Raw genomic sequence first — 14,139 nt, forward strand, 5'->3', positions numbered from 1 at the left:
GTCAGTCCGCCGGTGAGCCGCTCCAGCGAAACGGCGCCTGCAGCGCAATCACCTTCTCCGCCTTGTCATACCAACCCTGCGGCCCGTGCTGGCTGGTGTGCAGGTAGCACTGCACCCGGACTTCCGCGCTGCCCGGGGTGAACGTCAACAACCGGCTCAGCGGCAGCGTCGTGATCGGCATGTGGTGCCGGCTCAGCGAGGCGACGTTGAGAAACCATGTGCCCCAGCGTTGTTCGATGTGGCTCTTGCCGCCGAAATTGTCGTCGGGATGGGTGTGGGTGTGCCCCGCGATCCACAGCTGAACCCGGCCCGGATGCGCGGCCAGAAACTGTTCGAAAGCGCCCGAGTCCGGCCGACTGTCCACCCAGTACAGGTATGACGCCCCTTGCGGTGTGCCTGCCTCGAACGGCCGGTGATAGTGCTCCACCAACCGCCCGTCGGCATCGCGGCGCACACCTTCCCACTCTCCCGAGGCGACCGTGGTGTCCTTGAGGACGTAGTGGTGCACCGTCACGATGATCGCGTCGGGGTTGGCCAGCACCATGGCTTTCCACCATCGGAACGTCTCGCCGCTGACGACTCCCCCGGGGTTACCGCCCAACGGGCCGCGACCGACAGACTGCGTGGGTTCGTTGCGGTCGCTCAGCATGAGAAACAACAGGTTCCCCACCCGGAACGAGTAGTGCTGCCACACGCCGTCGACCGGAAAGGGCCGGCGCGCGCTGTCGACGCCGGAAAACGCCGTGTGCCGCCCGAGCGGGTCGACCCATTTCTGCCACCACCAGGCCTCGGGTTCGTCCAGACCGCTGCGGTCATGATTGCCGCACACGCTGTAGATGTCCTCGCGCCGATGGCGACGCAGGCTGTCGAACTGCCGCCGCAGCTCTCGCCCCTCGGCATCGTCGGGAAGGTGGTGGTGGGCACCTGACATGTCGCCGACATCGAGCGCGATGTCCCAGTCGAACGCCGGGCCGCCGTCGGACCCACCGAATTCAGACTGCGATATCGCCTCGGCCAGGCTGTCTCTGCCGAACCGGCGGTCGGTGCCGACGTGGGCGTCGCCGAACGCCCAGAGGCGAAAAGGGTTCACGCCACCGGTCATTCGCGGTCACCGTCGACCAGTCCCCAGTACCGGCGGATCTGGCTGTCCGCCAGGCCGAACACCGAGTCGACGACGATGCCGATCACCAGCACGACGATCATGACGGCGATGGCCAGCGGCATGTCACTCATGTTCTGCGCGTTCTCCAGCAGCACCCCGATCGATGCGGTGCCGGCGACCATCACCACCAGTTCGCCGGCCATCAGGCTCCGCCACGCGAACGCCCAACCCTGACGCAAACCGCTGACGAATGTCGGCAGTGACGCCGGGAGAATGACGTGCCGGTACAACGCAAACCGCCTCAGCCCCATGGTCTTCGCCGCACGCAACTGCAGAGGCGGAATGTGGTCGGCCCCCGAGATGACGCCGAGCGCCACCGACGGCGCGGCACCGATGACGATGACGAACAGGATGGCCGAGGTGTCGAGGCCGAAGAAGATGATCGCGAAGGGGAACCAGGCGATCGCCGGCATCGTCTGCAGACCGGTGATGAGTGGACCGAAAGTACTGCGCAGCAGTGTGTTCCGGGACAGGACGGCGCCGATCACCGTGCCGATCAGCAGCGACAGCCCGAAACCGACGACGGCCCGCGCCATCGTCGTCGAAACCGCCTGCCACAACACCGCCTCGTGCAGCTGCTGCCACAGCGTGGTGCCGACCGCCACGGGACTGGGCAGGATCACCGACGATTTCCAGCCGGTCAGGCAAACCAGCTGCCACGCCCCCAACACCACAAGCAAGGCCAGTGCCTTCGCCCACATCGATGCCAACACCGGCTGCAGCCGACCTGCGTGCTGCCGTGACGACCGCGCCAGATCGGCGACTCCACTACCGACCACGGTTGCCTTCCTCGTGCAGTCGCGCCGTGATGTGTGCCGCCAACTCAGCGACATCGGCGGTATTGATCTGGCGGGGGCGGGATGCCGGCACGTGGAACTCTTCGACGACGCGACCCGGTCGAGCCCCCAGGAGAATCACCCGGTCAGCCAGGCGAACCGCTTCTCGTACGTTGTGCGTGACGAAAACAACTGTCAGTCCGCGTGATTCGACTATGCGCTCGAGTTCCTCATGCAGCAGATCACGGGTCAACGCATCCAGTGCGCCAAAAGGTTCGTCCATCAACAGCACGTCGGCGTCCTGAGCGAGCGCGCGGGCCAGCGCAACCCGCTGCCGCATGCCACCGGACAACTGATGTGGACGCTTGCCGGCGAAATCGGTCAGTCCGACGGTGGCCAGCAGGCGCGCCACCCGCTCTCGGCGCACGTCCCGCGGCACCGCCCGCGCCCGCAGTGCCAGATCGACGTTGGCGGCGGCGGTCAGCCAGGGAAACAGGGCCGGCTCCTGAAACATCAGTGCCACCCGCCGGCCGAACGTGTCGACCGTTCCGCTCGTCGGCGCGTCCAGCCCGGCGATGATCGACAACAGCGTGCTCTTGCCGCAGCCGGAACTACCGACCAGACAGACGAATTCACCTGCTGTGACAGTCAGGCTGATCGGGTCCAAGGCCGCTACCGCGCCCGGGCCCTTTCCATAGCGCTTGGTCACTTCAGCCAGTTCCAACGCCGGCCGCGGTACCGGAGGCGGCGCCGGCACGGTCACGGTGATCTCGCCGGCATGCGCACAGCTGGTCACGCCGCAACCGCCGGTTTGCCCGACGCCGCCAGCACCGCATTGAGCGGCGCCGGATCGAAGAGGCCGTCGATGTTCAGCGGCTGCAACAAGCCGATGGCCACGGCCTTGCCGACCTGGTCGCGCAGCGAAGCGATCCCCGGATCGTTGGTGAACGTGGTCTCCTTGAATGACTCGGCGAGAACCTCCGGATCCAGCCCCTTGCCAAGCGTTTTCGCTAGGGCGGCGTTGGCGGACTGGGCCGCGGCAGCGGGATCGGCACCGATCTTGTCGTTCGCCTGGACCTGGCCGCGCAGCAGCCCGGCCACGGCATCAGGATGTGCGGCGAGGAAGTCCTGGCGCACGACCAGCACCGTGATGGTGTTGGGGTCCGACCACAACCGCACGCCGCCGGCTTTTATCATCTGCACGTCGAACGGCGCGGAATCCAGGGCACCGGCGATCTGCTTGCTCACGAACTGCTGGACGATCGCCGATTCCGGGTTGGTCGGCTTGACCGAAACATCGCCGCCGCCTTGGGTATCGGTCTTCAAACCATTCTTGGCGAGCCAGTCACGGAGGCTGACGTCCTGGGTGCCGCCAAGGGCAGGGTCGGCCACCGTCTTGCCCCTCAGGTCCTGCGCAGACGTGATGCCCGGTTGGACGACGAACGAGGTGCCGCCGCTGGCCGCGCCCGAAATGACCTTGATGGCTTTGCCATTCGATTTCTGCCAGGCGTTGAATGCGGGGTTGGGTCCCACGTACGCGGCGTCGAGATGGCCCGACAACAGCGCGGTGATCTCTTCGGTGCCAGTGCTGAACGGTTGCGCGGTGAACGTCACCCCCGAACCGAGCTGCTTTGCGAACAGCCCGTCATTGACGCCGATGAGCGCCGGCGCGTGGGTGACACGAGTCAGGTAGCCCAGCCGCAGCGGCACGGGCGACGACGACGCCGGTTTGGTCGACGACGAGCATCCCGCAATCGCGACGACGGCAGTGGCGGCCGCGCCCAGGGCGAGCAGCCTGGTGAAATGACGATGAGAGAACACGTTTTTCCTTGATGTCGATCGAGCGGGTGAGACGCGAGGTCAGGCCGGCTCGGGACATCGCGTCCGGCCGCCCGAACGCGTGACGAACAGCGGGCTGGTCCACACCTGATGGCCGTCGGACTGGGTGGCGCGCACGTACGTGGCGCTGGTGCCCTGTGGCAGACCGAGCACGAGGTCACCGGTCACCGTGGTGGGCAGGGCGGAGAATTCGGCCACCCGTTCGGCACGCAAGCGCAGATTCAGTCCGCCCACCGCGGTCTCGACGTGACCGGTACGGATCAACTCGGCACCCGAGAAGTCGCGCTCCACGCGCAGACCGTCCTCGTGCACCGACGATTCGATGTGGAATTCGGCCGCCGCGAGATCCGCCAAACGCACCACGACGCCGATGTCCGAACCGTAGGTTGTGGTCCGCCAGCGCACGGACTCGCCGGCAATGTCGAAGTGTTGCTCCGGATGCGCTGCCGCCCAGGGTGTCACGTCGAGCAGCTCGGTGCCCGACACCCGCACTTCGCCCGACCACGTCGCCCACCGGTATCGGTCGCGGTGCCGCGCGCCACCCCACCGGATGCGCACCAACTCGTCGGACAGTCCCGTTTCGATGTGCAGGTTGCGCTGCCACAGCCGCCCGGTGCTGTCATGAACGGCGATCTCGTCCCAGCCGGATGTGCCGTACAGCGCGTATTCAGCGGTCAATTCGGTTTCGTCGGTGTCGATTTCGTCGCCCATCCAGGCGTCGCCACTGCGCAGCAGCGCGACGGCACGCGCTCCGGTGGTCGCCCACGTCCGGCGTGCGCGCAGCGCGCGTCCCACGTCGCCTTTCGTGAGCTCGGGCGCGAGAACGCCTGTCAGACCGCCGAATCCGCCGAAGATGTTCGCTCCCGGCGCCCCGCCTCCGGGTCGGCCACGGTGCTCGTCACTGGCGGCGCTGGCACCCAGGCGAAGGCCGCGGGCCAGCGCATCTTCCAGGAACCAGGGACTGCTCCCCCACGACGAGTGCACTTCGATCAGCCGTTCCAGCTCGGGATGGTGCCAGTCCAGGATCGCGCGCCGACCACCCACGTGCGGGATCAGCAGGTACGAGTCCGGGTCCTTTTCGTAGGCGGCGTAAAGCTCTGTGATGGGCCAGGTTTGCGGTGTGGGCACGGTGCTGCTCATCCCCTGGTGCCACTCCAGTGAGCGCGCCAGCGTGGTGTCGTCGCCGAGAAAGACGACATTGTGGTCACCACCGACACCAGCGGTGCCGCACCATTCGACACCCGGGTAGCAGACCAGGCTCCCGTCGTCCGAGATGGCCCGGCAGGCGGCGACGACGTCGATCCAGGCCTCGTCGGTGATCTGAAAGTCGTTGGCGGTGTAGCCGACAACGTCGAGCGCGCCGATATCGCGGGCATAGCGCAGGTTCCAGGCCGTATCCTGCGTGCCGACCGTGTCGTTGGAATGGACGTGCAGGTCGGTGAAGAACGCCCGCGGGGCGGGCAGGTCGTCGATCACGTCGACGATGGTCTCGGCGGGCCGCACCTCCGGGTGTGTTTCGTCGACGACCCGGATGTGCGCGGCGTACGCCGGCACTTCCAGCGACACACTGGCCCAACCGGCCGACGGGGTCTGCGCCTCGGCCACGGCGGCGCCGTCGATATGCGCGCGCAATGTGGCCGCGGTATCCGCGCACGCGTTGCCCCACCGATCCTGCAGATGAGCGCGGAGCGTGACGGTACCGGCGTCGCTGCGCACCAGCCGCGGTCCGCGGACCACCACCTGATCAGGCGGCCCCGGCACGATCGCGAGTTGATTGACGCCGGCCCGGGCCATCCGGGACGTACCCAACGGGTCGACGAACAGATGCACCTCGAACGCGTCCTCGACAAAGGTCTGCACACGGGTGCCCGGACCACCGAATCGACGGTCCCCCAATCGGATTTCGATCACGTCGCCGGGCCGGAGGTAGCCGTCGACCGCGTGGATGAGCAGCGATTTCTGGAACGGCCGCTCCCCGCCCTTGACGTCGTACCGGACGGCCAGTTGCTGCACGGTGGCCGCGCCGGCTTCGGACGCGCGTCCCACGAGCGACCGGCTGACCAACTGCGCGCCGGCGTAGTCGCGCCCGGCGGGATCAGCGGTCTGCAGGTCCCAGTCGGAGTAGTAGCGGAAGCACAACTTGAGCCAGCCGCTGTCCGCGATACCCGAGCGGCCGACCGTGTAGGTGAACACGATCTCCTCCACGGCTCCGGCGACCACCGACGTGTGTGAGCACCGCAGCTCGCCGAGAAAGGGAACCGCGTCGAATTCCGCTGTGATGGCGTCGCGCACGGCAGCCACCGAGCAGTCGTTGCTGCTCAACGAGTGCTGCGGACGGAGGGGAATCGCGCGAGACATCAACCCATCCTTTCCGCAATGCACCTAGGAGTCCAGTTAATAGATATGATGCGATTCATCATTGAAAGTGAAGAACGATGAACCTGCAGCAGCTCCATTACGTGGTCGCACTGGCCGAGGCGAAGAGCTTCACCAAGGCGGCCGAGACCTCGTTCGTCGTGCAGTCGGCGCTCAGCCAGCAGGTACGGAAGTTCGAGGAAGAGCTCGGCGTGACGCTCTTCGAGCGCACCACCCGGGCCGTCTCGCTCACCCCGGCAGGTGAGGCGCTCCTGCCGCTGGTGCACCAGGTGGTGGCCGGCATCGACCAACTCAAGATCGACGCCCAGGCCCTCAGTGGGACGGTGACCGGACGCCTGACCGTCGGGATGATGGAGGTGCCGTCCGAAAGTCTTGATGTCGCAACGCTGATGGCGACGTTCCACTCCCGCTACCCGGACGTGAGCGTGACCCTGCGCAGCGGCGGCAGCGACATCCTGCTGACCGCGACCCGCGACCGCAAGCTCGATGCCGCCATTGTCGGCTCCAATGTCTCCCCGGCCAGCGACCAGTTGGATTTCACCCACTTGTTCACCGAGTCGTTGATCGCGGTCATGCCGCGCGACCACCCGCTGACCAGACGGCGGGCGGTGTCGCTGACCGAACTCGCGGCGTTGCCGTTCATCGACTTTCCGCTCGGCTACGGCCTTCGACACGAAACCGACCGCGGCTTCGCCGGCGTACCGCGACGGGTGGCCTTCGAGGTCACCCGAGTCGACGAGGTCGTGCACTTCGTGCGTCAGAACCTCGGAGTGGCGCTGCTGCCGGAATCGGTTGCACGAACCCGCGCCGACAGCGACAGCACCCTGGCGCTCCGCCCTGTCACCGGTGTCCAGATGCACCGCCAGGTGCATCTGGTGGCCCCTCGTCCCCACCTGCGTTCGGCGGCCTGCCAGGCGTTCATCGCCTGTGTCCATGACCACCTGGCGACACCCTAGGTAGGGCCGGCGGCCGAAAAATACTCCCGCACAGCAGCTTCGAGGACCTGCACGGCGGTGGCCATTCTGTCGATGCTGATGCTCTCGTCGTACACGGCCCACCCGTCGTCACCGGGGCCGAACGTGACGGCCGGAATGCCGACGTGACGGAAGCGGATGGTGTCGTTGAACGCCGGCTTTGTGTAGGTGCGGACGTCCTCACCCGTGACGCCGCGGTAGGCGCTCTGGATCGCGGCGACAAGAGGATCGCCGGCCGGCAGCGGGACGGTGCCCGCGACGAACGTCGGGCCGGGCGCGAACTCGACGTCGACCTCGATGCCTTCGGGCCGGGCCGCGGTCAGGCGACGGTGAAACTCCTCGAGCAGCCGGCCGGCGACGACATCCGGGCCGATGTTGACGGCCGCTACGCGCGCGCTCGCCTCCAGCGGCGTGAATTGCGCCATGCCGGTCTCCCCTGCTTGCAGACCCACCACCGAAACCGGCCAATCGCCAACGGGATCGGCGGCAATGTCCGTCAGGAACTCGGCGAGGAACAGCGCGGGATTGACACCGGTATCGGGCCGCCAGATATGACTGGACCGCCCCCGGGCAGTGATGTCCAGCAACGCGTGACCGGTCTGCGCGACGGCGAGGGCGATACCGCTGTGGCCATTGTCGGTCCACGCGGTCGGTTCGACCGTTATGGAGGCGTCGGGACGCAAACCGTGTTCGTCCACCAGGTACTTGGATCCTTCGATGCCGTTGCGTTCCTCGTCGACGGTCAGGACCACCAGCAGGGTCCCGTACTCCGGCGGATCGTCGACGATGCGCTTGGCGGCGGTCAAGAGCGCCGCGAGATTCGCGCGCGTGTCCGAGGTGCCGCGCGCGTAGATCCGGCCGTCCAATTCGACTGCCGAATAAGGGTTTCCGGCGCATACACGCCAGCGGCTCGGCGGGCCGGACGGGTAGGTGTCGAGATGATCGTTGAGCATGAGGGACGGACCGGCGCCGAAGCGCTTCGTCGCCACCACATTCGGCCGCTGCGGGGTGCGGCCCACCAACTCGACGGTGAAGCCCCACTCGCGCAACAGGTCACCCACCGGCCGGGCGATGCGTTCCTCCTCCGGCGGGCGACTCGGGCCGTCGAGGCTGTTCTCACACCACGGCTGGCCGGCAGCCACCAGACGAGTGGTGAGTTCGACGAGTTCGCGCCGGTCTACGGTGGAGTCGACGGCAGCGCGGGTCATGCGCGAACCTCGCTGTCGATCAACGCCCGCAGCCCGTCGTTGTCCCGGCCCTGTGCCAGCCCGAGTGTCACCAACAGGCGCGCGCGGTGTGGCGAAATGCCGGCGGCCAACTGCGCGCCGTGTTGGACGAGGCCGGCCACGCCACCGGGGTATCCGTACACCGGAGCGACGCGACCGTCCGCGGCGCGGGTGGTGAGTACGACAAAGCTGCCGCCGTCGATGAGTTCCTCCACTGCCGCAGCCTGTTTCGGAGGCAGATTGCCGGCGCCGTTTGCCGCCACCACGATCGCCTGTTGCCCGCCCCCGGCCGCGCGCAGTACCGCGCCGTCATCACTCAACGCAGCCAGCACAACTGGCACCGGCCGAATCGGACCGGTTGGATCACCATGTCCCTTGCGCCGCTCCTGCGCCCGATGCCATTGGACCTGGCCGCCGACGACATAACCGATGGGCCCTCGCCCCGGCGCATCGAAGGCGTCGCGCACGACCCCCGAAACCTTCACGGCCTCACGACCGTCGAAGATCTTGCCGGCGAACACGACCACCGGATCGATGTCCGCTCCAGACGACGCCACCGCGAGCGCGTCCGCGAGGTTGGCGCGGCCGTCGCTGTCATGGCGGGTGCCGAGGATCATCGAACCGGTGACCACGACCGGCACCGACCAGTTCTCCCGGTAGGCCAGCCAGGCCGCCACCTCCTCGATGGAGTCCGTGCCCGTCGTCACGACGATGCCGTCGGCTTCGTCTGCGACCAGTTCGCGGGCCCGGACCACCAGGCGTTCCAGCAGGTCGAAGTCGACCTCGGACCCACCGACCAACGCGAGGCTCTCCGCACCGGCAAACCCGGCGACCGTCTCCGCGAGCTCCTGGGCTCCGGTGACGGGCACCGCGCCCTGCGCGGTCTGGTGCATGGAGATGGTGCCGCCCAAACCGATCAGGTATGCCCCACTCATGAATTGCTCTCCGTCACAAACGATCCGGCGATTATGTTCTGGTAGTCAGGGATGCGCTGGTCGGCGGGAATGCGACCGATGCTCTGCGCCCAGCGGGCGCGGTCGGCGAGGTCACCGGCGAGTTCCGGCCCGAGGTGCGTCTGGTACCTGAATTCCGACGTGACCTGGCTGATCAGGTTGTTGTCCAGCCCTGTTGCTTTCGCGACCGCGGCCAGGGCGGCCGGGTCCTTGCCGGACAGCGGACCATCGGCATTGCGGATCGCCCCGACGAACTTTCCGACCGCCTGCTTCTTCGAGTCGAGAACGTTCTGGTTGGCCAGGTAGAGGCTGTGCTGGTTGTACTTCTGCCGGCCCTGCAGCTCGATCGCGTCGCCACCCAGTGCCGCAACCGCTTTCGCCAGTGCCGGCTGGAAAACGGCGATCGCGTCGACGTTGTGATTGGTGATCGCGGTGACGATCTCCGCCGGCCCGGTCTGGACCAGGTCCGCCTTCACGTTCGCTTCGGTCAGGAACCGGCTTGCGAAGTAATGGGCGCTGCTGCCCAGAGGCACCGCGATCTTGCGGCCGGCCAAATCGGCGATCGAGTTGATCCCGGCTGACCGCCGCGCGACGAATCGGCCCTCCGGCCAGATGGCGCCGTCGGCGAAGACCCGGAGATTCGGATTCTTCAGTGCCGCAGCGGATGTGGGGACATCGCCGCCATTGGCGACGTCCACGGCGCCGCCCGCCAGCGCCTCGAGCGCCGCGGCGCCCGTCGGGAACGGGACGATCTTGACGTTGACGCCATGCTGTTTGAAGTATCCGAGGTCATTGGCGACGGGCACCTGGGCCCACGATGGGTCGACCACCCACGCCAGGGTGAGCGAGTCGGACGCGCTGTCCTTGCCGCCCGAACTGCTGCAGCCGACGGCCCCCAGAACCGCGAGTGCGGCAACGAATATCGCGGCGATCTTCCGATGTTTGGTCATGCATTGTCTCCCGAGGTGAGGGCCGGTTGCTGTCCGTGCAGCAGGTCGTGCAGTCGACGGCGCAGGGCCGCGTAATCGTCGAATTCGCCGAGGCGGCTCGCGGGCCGGGGCCGCGGCAGCGGGTTGCTCAGGTGGTCGGCAATGGCGCCGGTGTGGTCCATCACGACGATCGAGGACGCGATACGGATTGCCTCGTCGACATCGTGCGTGACGAAGACGACGGTCGGCCGGTTGCGCTCCCACAGTTCGACCACCAGATCTTGCATCTGCTGGCGGGTCAAAGCATCCAGTGCACCGAATGGTTCGTCCATCAACAACACTCGCGGGCTGTTCGCCAGAGCGCGGGCGATACCGACGCGCTGCCGCATCCCACCCGACAGCTCGTGAGGACGCTTGTGCACGACGTCCGGTGCCAGGCCGACCGCATTGATCAACTCGGCGATCCGGTCGCGCCGCTGCGCTCGGGGCACCTTCGCCGCGCGTAGGGCGAAGCCGATGTTGCTCCCGACTGACGCCCACGGGAACAGCACGTCGCGCTGGAACACGACGCCCCGCTCGCGTCCGGGTCCGGTCACCGGCTCGCCCCCGAAGGTCACCGAACCCGTTGTCGGCCGGACGAATCCGGCGACGACGTTCAGCAGCGTCGACTTGCCGCAGCCCGACGGCCCGAGGATCGCCAGGAAGGCTCCGGACTCGATGGTGAGGTCGAGGCCGTCGACGACGGGACGGCCCGCTCCCGGGTACCGCACTGTCAGCGAATCGACGGCGATGTCGCCGGCGGTCACGATTGTTCCTTCGCCCAGCGCACGGTGTGACGCGTGGCCTGGTGGAACAGCTGGTCGGCGAGGGCGCCGACGATGCCCAGCGCAGCAAGACAGACGAACAACCGGTCGGGTTGACTGAACAGGCGCGCCTGGTCGAGGCGGAAGCCGAGCCCTTCGGTGACACCGGACTGCTCGGATGCCACGATCAGGATGAGGGATGTCGCGATCCCCTGGCGCAGGCCGGTGAGCACCGATGGCAGGGCGCCCGGCAGGACGACGTTGGTGAACGTCAACAACTTTGACGCGCCCAGCGATGCGGCCACCCGCAGATGGTCGTCGCGCGTCGCGGCAATACCGGCGTGCGTGTTGACCCAGACCGGGAAGAAGACGCCGAGGCTGGTGAGGAACAGCTTGGATTCTTCACCGATGCCGAACCACAGGATCGCCAACGGCACCAGCGCAATGGCCGGGATGGGCCGAACGATCTGGATGGTGGGTTCCAACAGGCCGCGGGCAATGCGTGAGCGGCCGGTGAGGGTGCCCACCACGATGGCGATCAGAGATCCGACGACGAACCCTTGGAGTGCCCGTCGGAAGCTCGCGGCAGAATCGGCGAACAGCGTTCCGTCGCCGTACATCTCACGCGCGGCGTGCACAACCTGTGTGGGCGCGGGCAGGAGCCGGGCGGAGAAGAGTTCGAAGCGCACCGCGGCGTCCCAGCCGACGATGACAACGACGAGACTCAGGATTGGCAGGGCGGTCAACAGCGCCACCCGGTTGAGCTCACCGCTACCGCGTCGGCGCCGCGGCGCTCCGGCCGTACTGCTCGGTCGAACTGTTGTGGGCACGCCGCTCGAGCTGAGCGCGCCAGAACCGCGTGCGGGTGCCGATACCATCCATCTTCCCTTGCAGACCTGCGTGACGGCCCGCAACGTAACACCGGTACAGACGGGGACCCGTGCGCCGACGGCGTGACCGCGGCGTGAGCGCCACGGTTACGTCATCGCCTGAATCGGCCCAGACCTGCGCTGATTCGGCAACGGTCGCGCCGTCGGGGCGCGTTTCGATCCTTCTGATCCGATGGTCTGAGTTCCGGGCTCCTGCCCGGCACCGGGAACGGTCTAGTCGGTGAATTCGATGCGCACGGACACCGGCGCGGTTCCGTAGGACGCGATCTTCGGCCCGGCCGCACCGGACCGCCGCGCGCGGGCATGCACATCGTCGTCCGGCACGAAGGTCGCGATGCCGGAACGCCAGCGATCTCCTTGCTGGATGCGGACATTCGGATTGGCTTCGATGTTGGCACCCCAGCCCGACAACGTGCCGTGCCCACAGATGACCCATGCCCCGGTTTCGTCGAAGATCGGCGAAACCGGGACCCGTCGCAGCTGCCCGGTCTTGCGGCCGAGGGTTTCCAATTCGCTTACCTGCGTTGGGCGGACGGCGCCGAGTCGAGCCAGACCCCGCACCGTCGGATTGAGCAGGTAACGCCCGACCGCGCGGAACACCCGGAACTGTCGTTGTTCGGCGCGGGTATGCGCTGTTCCCACGAAGCTTCCTCCTTGCCGGCCATGGCATTGGCCCGATACGCTGAATATACCGATCGGTCTACTTGCCGGCAAGGGTTTCACAAGCCCGGCATGAACTCGGCAAGCGCCAGGATGCTGAGTACTACCAACGCGAGACCGATCAGCCCGCCCGCGGGAATCATGATGCTGCACACCATGATCCAGACAGCGATCCGCGGCCATTCGAAAGGCTGGTTGCCGACGACACCACCGAGCCGGGTCCGCAGCAGGTGGTACGACGCCCACACGGCCGTTCCCGCCGCCGCCACCGCGATGATCCGCAGCCCGACCGGCGTCGCCGCCATCGCAATACCGGCCGCAATCACCGCGGCCACGATTCGACCCCACACCACTGCCACGCCGGCACGGTCATGGGTGCACGGCTGACTGCGATCAGGCTCACCGCGGTACCGGGGAAGCCGGCCATCGATACCCGACAACCGCCACAGCCAGCGGGTCCAGACCGTACGCAAACCGAGGTCTTCGGCAGCACGCCGGACGTCGGCGGCCGACTCGGCCAACAGCTGCCGGGATCGGGCGCTGCGCCAGTAGGCGGCCTTGAAAACGCGCCGCGGAATCCCGAACTGACGGGCGAACGACCGTGGCGGTGTGATCATCTCGCCGATCAGCCAGCGCAGATAGATCGGAAATGCCAAGGCGTAGCACAGCCGCCGCAGCCGTCCGACTGTCGCGATCCGTTGTGCCAGATAGTGGTTGGCGAACGAGATGTGCCTGGCTTCCTCGGCGAGGTGGATCGACGTGACCTTGTTCAGCAGCGGCGGCACGGCCGTCGAGCCCCGATGCTGCAGCGTCTGCTGGAAGTGCAGCGGCTGCTCCCCGCACAGCACCCCGATGAAAAGGAAGATGTTGGCGTAGCCGCCGAGGAAGCCGAGAATGGGTCCGAAGAACCGGGACCCGCGGCGCATACCGGGAACGTCGGCGCCCGTGCGGTTGACGAACTCCTGGAACATCTGGATGTGGTGGCATTCGTCCGTCAGCTCGTGGAGCAGATACTGGAACACCACCGAGCCGTTGGGCAACGTGCCGGCGTGGTGGATCACGCCGCGGATCAACATCATCTCGAATTGCAGTGTCACCTTGAGGATGTTCGCGGCGAGCCAGCGGCCCATCGCGGCTCGCCGCTCGATGGATTGCTGCGCGTACCAATCGGTGGCGGCGAGTGGAGCGATGTCGGAGTCGAGCTGCCAACGCACGTCGTTCGGATCCAGCGCGTTTTCGGGTGCCTCCCAGTCAATGTCGACGAACGGATCGAAACGCCGGCGAGTGCTCGCCCGGCAGAGCGATGCGGCGATGTCATCGTCGAGTCCTGCCGGCGTATCGGTGTTCAGGTGTGATCTGGGCGATTCGGCGGCGGCAGTTGCGGTGAAGCCCACAGTCATGGCGTGACCTCCGTTGGTATCGAAGGGATCGGGATGCCGACGAGCGTGCTGCCAGGCATTTGCGTGCCGGTGTCAGTCGCGTTGCGGCGTCGGCTCTTCGCGTGGGAAGCGTTGTCCCAGTGCGGGATACGCGGGCGACACGGCGGTGAAA

Annotated in this window: 13 protein-coding genes; 1 reads left to right on the plus strand and 12 read right to left on the minus strand. The window is 67.1% G+C overall.

The genetic code is table 11. The features are described from left to right. Position 1 precedes the first annotated feature (1 nt). From ACJH6I_RS04770 to ACJH6I_RS04790, 5 genes are all read right to left on the minus strand, one after another. Entirely contained in the window at positions 2-1,102 is a 1,101-nt protein-coding gene (locus ACJH6I_RS04770) for a hypothetical protein (protein ID WP_318984177.1), read from the minus strand. Continuing rightward, the gene (locus ACJH6I_RS04775; RefSeq protein WP_244872825.1) at positions 1,099-1,941 is read right to left on the minus strand and encodes an ABC transporter permease; all 843 of its coding nucleotides are present in this window, start codon (positions 1,939-1,941) and stop codon (positions 1,099-1,101) included. Before ACJH6I_RS04775 ends, ACJH6I_RS04770 begins: the two co-directional genes overlap by 4 nt. Next, positions 1,931-2,662: an ABC transporter ATP-binding protein gene (locus ACJH6I_RS04780; RefSeq protein WP_212814712.1), complete on the minus strand. Its 732-nt coding sequence runs from the start codon at positions 2,660-2,662 to the stop codon at positions 1,931-1,933. Before ACJH6I_RS04780 ends, ACJH6I_RS04775 begins: the two co-directional genes overlap by 11 nt. Before the next feature lie 68 nt (positions 2,663-2,730). Then, positions 2,731-3,648, minus strand: coding sequence for an ABC transporter substrate-binding protein (locus ACJH6I_RS04785; protein WP_244872823.1), 918 nt, complete (start codon positions 3,646-3,648; stop codon positions 2,731-2,733). A 150-nt stretch (positions 3,649-3,798) separates the two neighbouring features. Continuing rightward, positions 3,799-6,135, minus strand: coding sequence for a hypothetical protein (locus ACJH6I_RS04790; protein ID WP_318984176.1), 2,337 nt, complete (start codon positions 6,133-6,135; stop codon positions 3,799-3,801). A gap of 77 nt (positions 6,136-6,212) precedes the next feature. Between ACJH6I_RS04790 and ACJH6I_RS04795 the strand changes: the two genes are divergently transcribed. Then, complete coding sequence (locus ACJH6I_RS04795) at positions 6,213-7,109, plus strand: LysR family transcriptional regulator (RefSeq protein ID WP_318984175.1); 897 nt, start codon at positions 6,213-6,215, stop codon at positions 7,107-7,109. Here the strand turns inward: ACJH6I_RS04795 and ACJH6I_RS04800 are convergent. From ACJH6I_RS04800 to ACJH6I_RS04830, 7 genes are all read right to left on the minus strand, one after another. Further along, entirely contained in the window at positions 7,106-8,335 is a 1,230-nt protein-coding gene (locus ACJH6I_RS04800) for a M20 family metallopeptidase (protein WP_318984174.1), read from the minus strand. The genes ACJH6I_RS04795 and ACJH6I_RS04800 overlap by 4 nt on opposite strands. After that, the gene (locus ACJH6I_RS04805) at positions 8,332-9,288 is read right to left on the minus strand and encodes an asparaginase domain-containing protein (protein WP_318984173.1); all 957 of its coding nucleotides are present in this window, start codon (positions 9,286-9,288) and stop codon (positions 8,332-8,334) included. Before ACJH6I_RS04805 ends, ACJH6I_RS04800 begins: the two co-directional genes overlap by 4 nt. Then, on the minus strand, positions 9,285-10,256 hold the full coding sequence (locus tag ACJH6I_RS04810; protein ID WP_318984172.1) for an ABC transporter substrate-binding protein: 972 nt from the start codon (positions 10,254-10,256) through the stop codon (positions 9,285-9,287). The genes ACJH6I_RS04805 and ACJH6I_RS04810 overlap by 4 nt, the downstream gene beginning before the upstream one ends. Beyond that, complete coding sequence (locus ACJH6I_RS04815; RefSeq protein ID WP_318984171.1) at positions 10,253-11,041, minus strand: ABC transporter ATP-binding protein; 789 nt, start codon at positions 11,039-11,041, stop codon at positions 10,253-10,255. The genes ACJH6I_RS04810 and ACJH6I_RS04815 overlap by 4 nt, the downstream gene beginning before the upstream one ends. Then, a complete protein-coding gene (locus ACJH6I_RS04820; RefSeq protein ID WP_212806495.1) occupies positions 11,038-11,784 on the minus strand; it encodes an ABC transporter permease in 747 nt (248 codons plus the stop codon). The genes ACJH6I_RS04815 and ACJH6I_RS04820 overlap by 4 nt, the downstream gene beginning before the upstream one ends. Positions 11,785-12,141: 357 nt before the next feature. Further along, a complete protein-coding gene (locus ACJH6I_RS04825; protein WP_212806496.1) occupies positions 12,142-12,570 on the minus strand; it encodes a nitroreductase family deazaflavin-dependent oxidoreductase in 429 nt (142 codons plus the stop codon). A gap of 77 nt (positions 12,571-12,647) precedes the next feature. Further along, complete coding sequence (locus ACJH6I_RS04830; protein WP_318984170.1) at positions 12,648-13,988, minus strand: diiron oxygenase; 1,341 nt, start codon at positions 13,986-13,988, stop codon at positions 12,648-12,650. Between the last annotated feature and the right edge of the window lie 151 nt (positions 13,989-14,139).

The sequence above is a fragment of the Mycobacterium sp. SMC-13 genome, from assembly GCF_045311035.1.
Taxonomy (GTDB): Bacteria; Actinomycetota; Actinomycetes; order Mycobacteriales; family Mycobacteriaceae; genus Mycobacterium.

Bases quoted from the DNA above. Each gene is read 5' to 3' on its own strand.
- ACJH6I_RS04800 (WP_318984174.1), bottom strand. From the start codon at position 8,335: ATGACCCGCGCTGCCGTCGACTCCACCGTAGACCGGCGCGAACTCGTC.
- ACJH6I_RS04795 (WP_318984175.1), top strand. From the start codon at position 6,213: ATGAACCTGCAGCAGCTCCATTACGTGGTCGCACTGGCCGAGGCGAAG.
- ACJH6I_RS04790 (WP_318984176.1), bottom strand. From the start codon at position 6,135: ATGTCTCGCGCGATTCCCCTCCGTCCGCAGCACTCGTTGAGCAGCAAC.
- ACJH6I_RS04805 (WP_318984173.1), bottom strand. From the start codon at position 9,288: ATGAGTGGGGCATACCTGATCGGTTTGGGCGGCACCATCTCCATGCAC.
- ACJH6I_RS04830 (WP_318984170.1), bottom strand. From the start codon at position 13,988: ATGACTGTGGGCTTCACCGCAACTGCCGCCGCCGAATCGCCCAGATCA.
- ACJH6I_RS04770 (WP_318984177.1), bottom strand. From the start codon at position 1,102: ATGACCGGTGGCGTGAACCCTTTTCGCCTCTGGGCGTTCGGCGACGCC.
- ACJH6I_RS04810 (WP_318984172.1), bottom strand. From the start codon at position 10,256: ATGACCAAACATCGGAAGATCGCCGCGATATTCGTTGCCGCACTCGCG.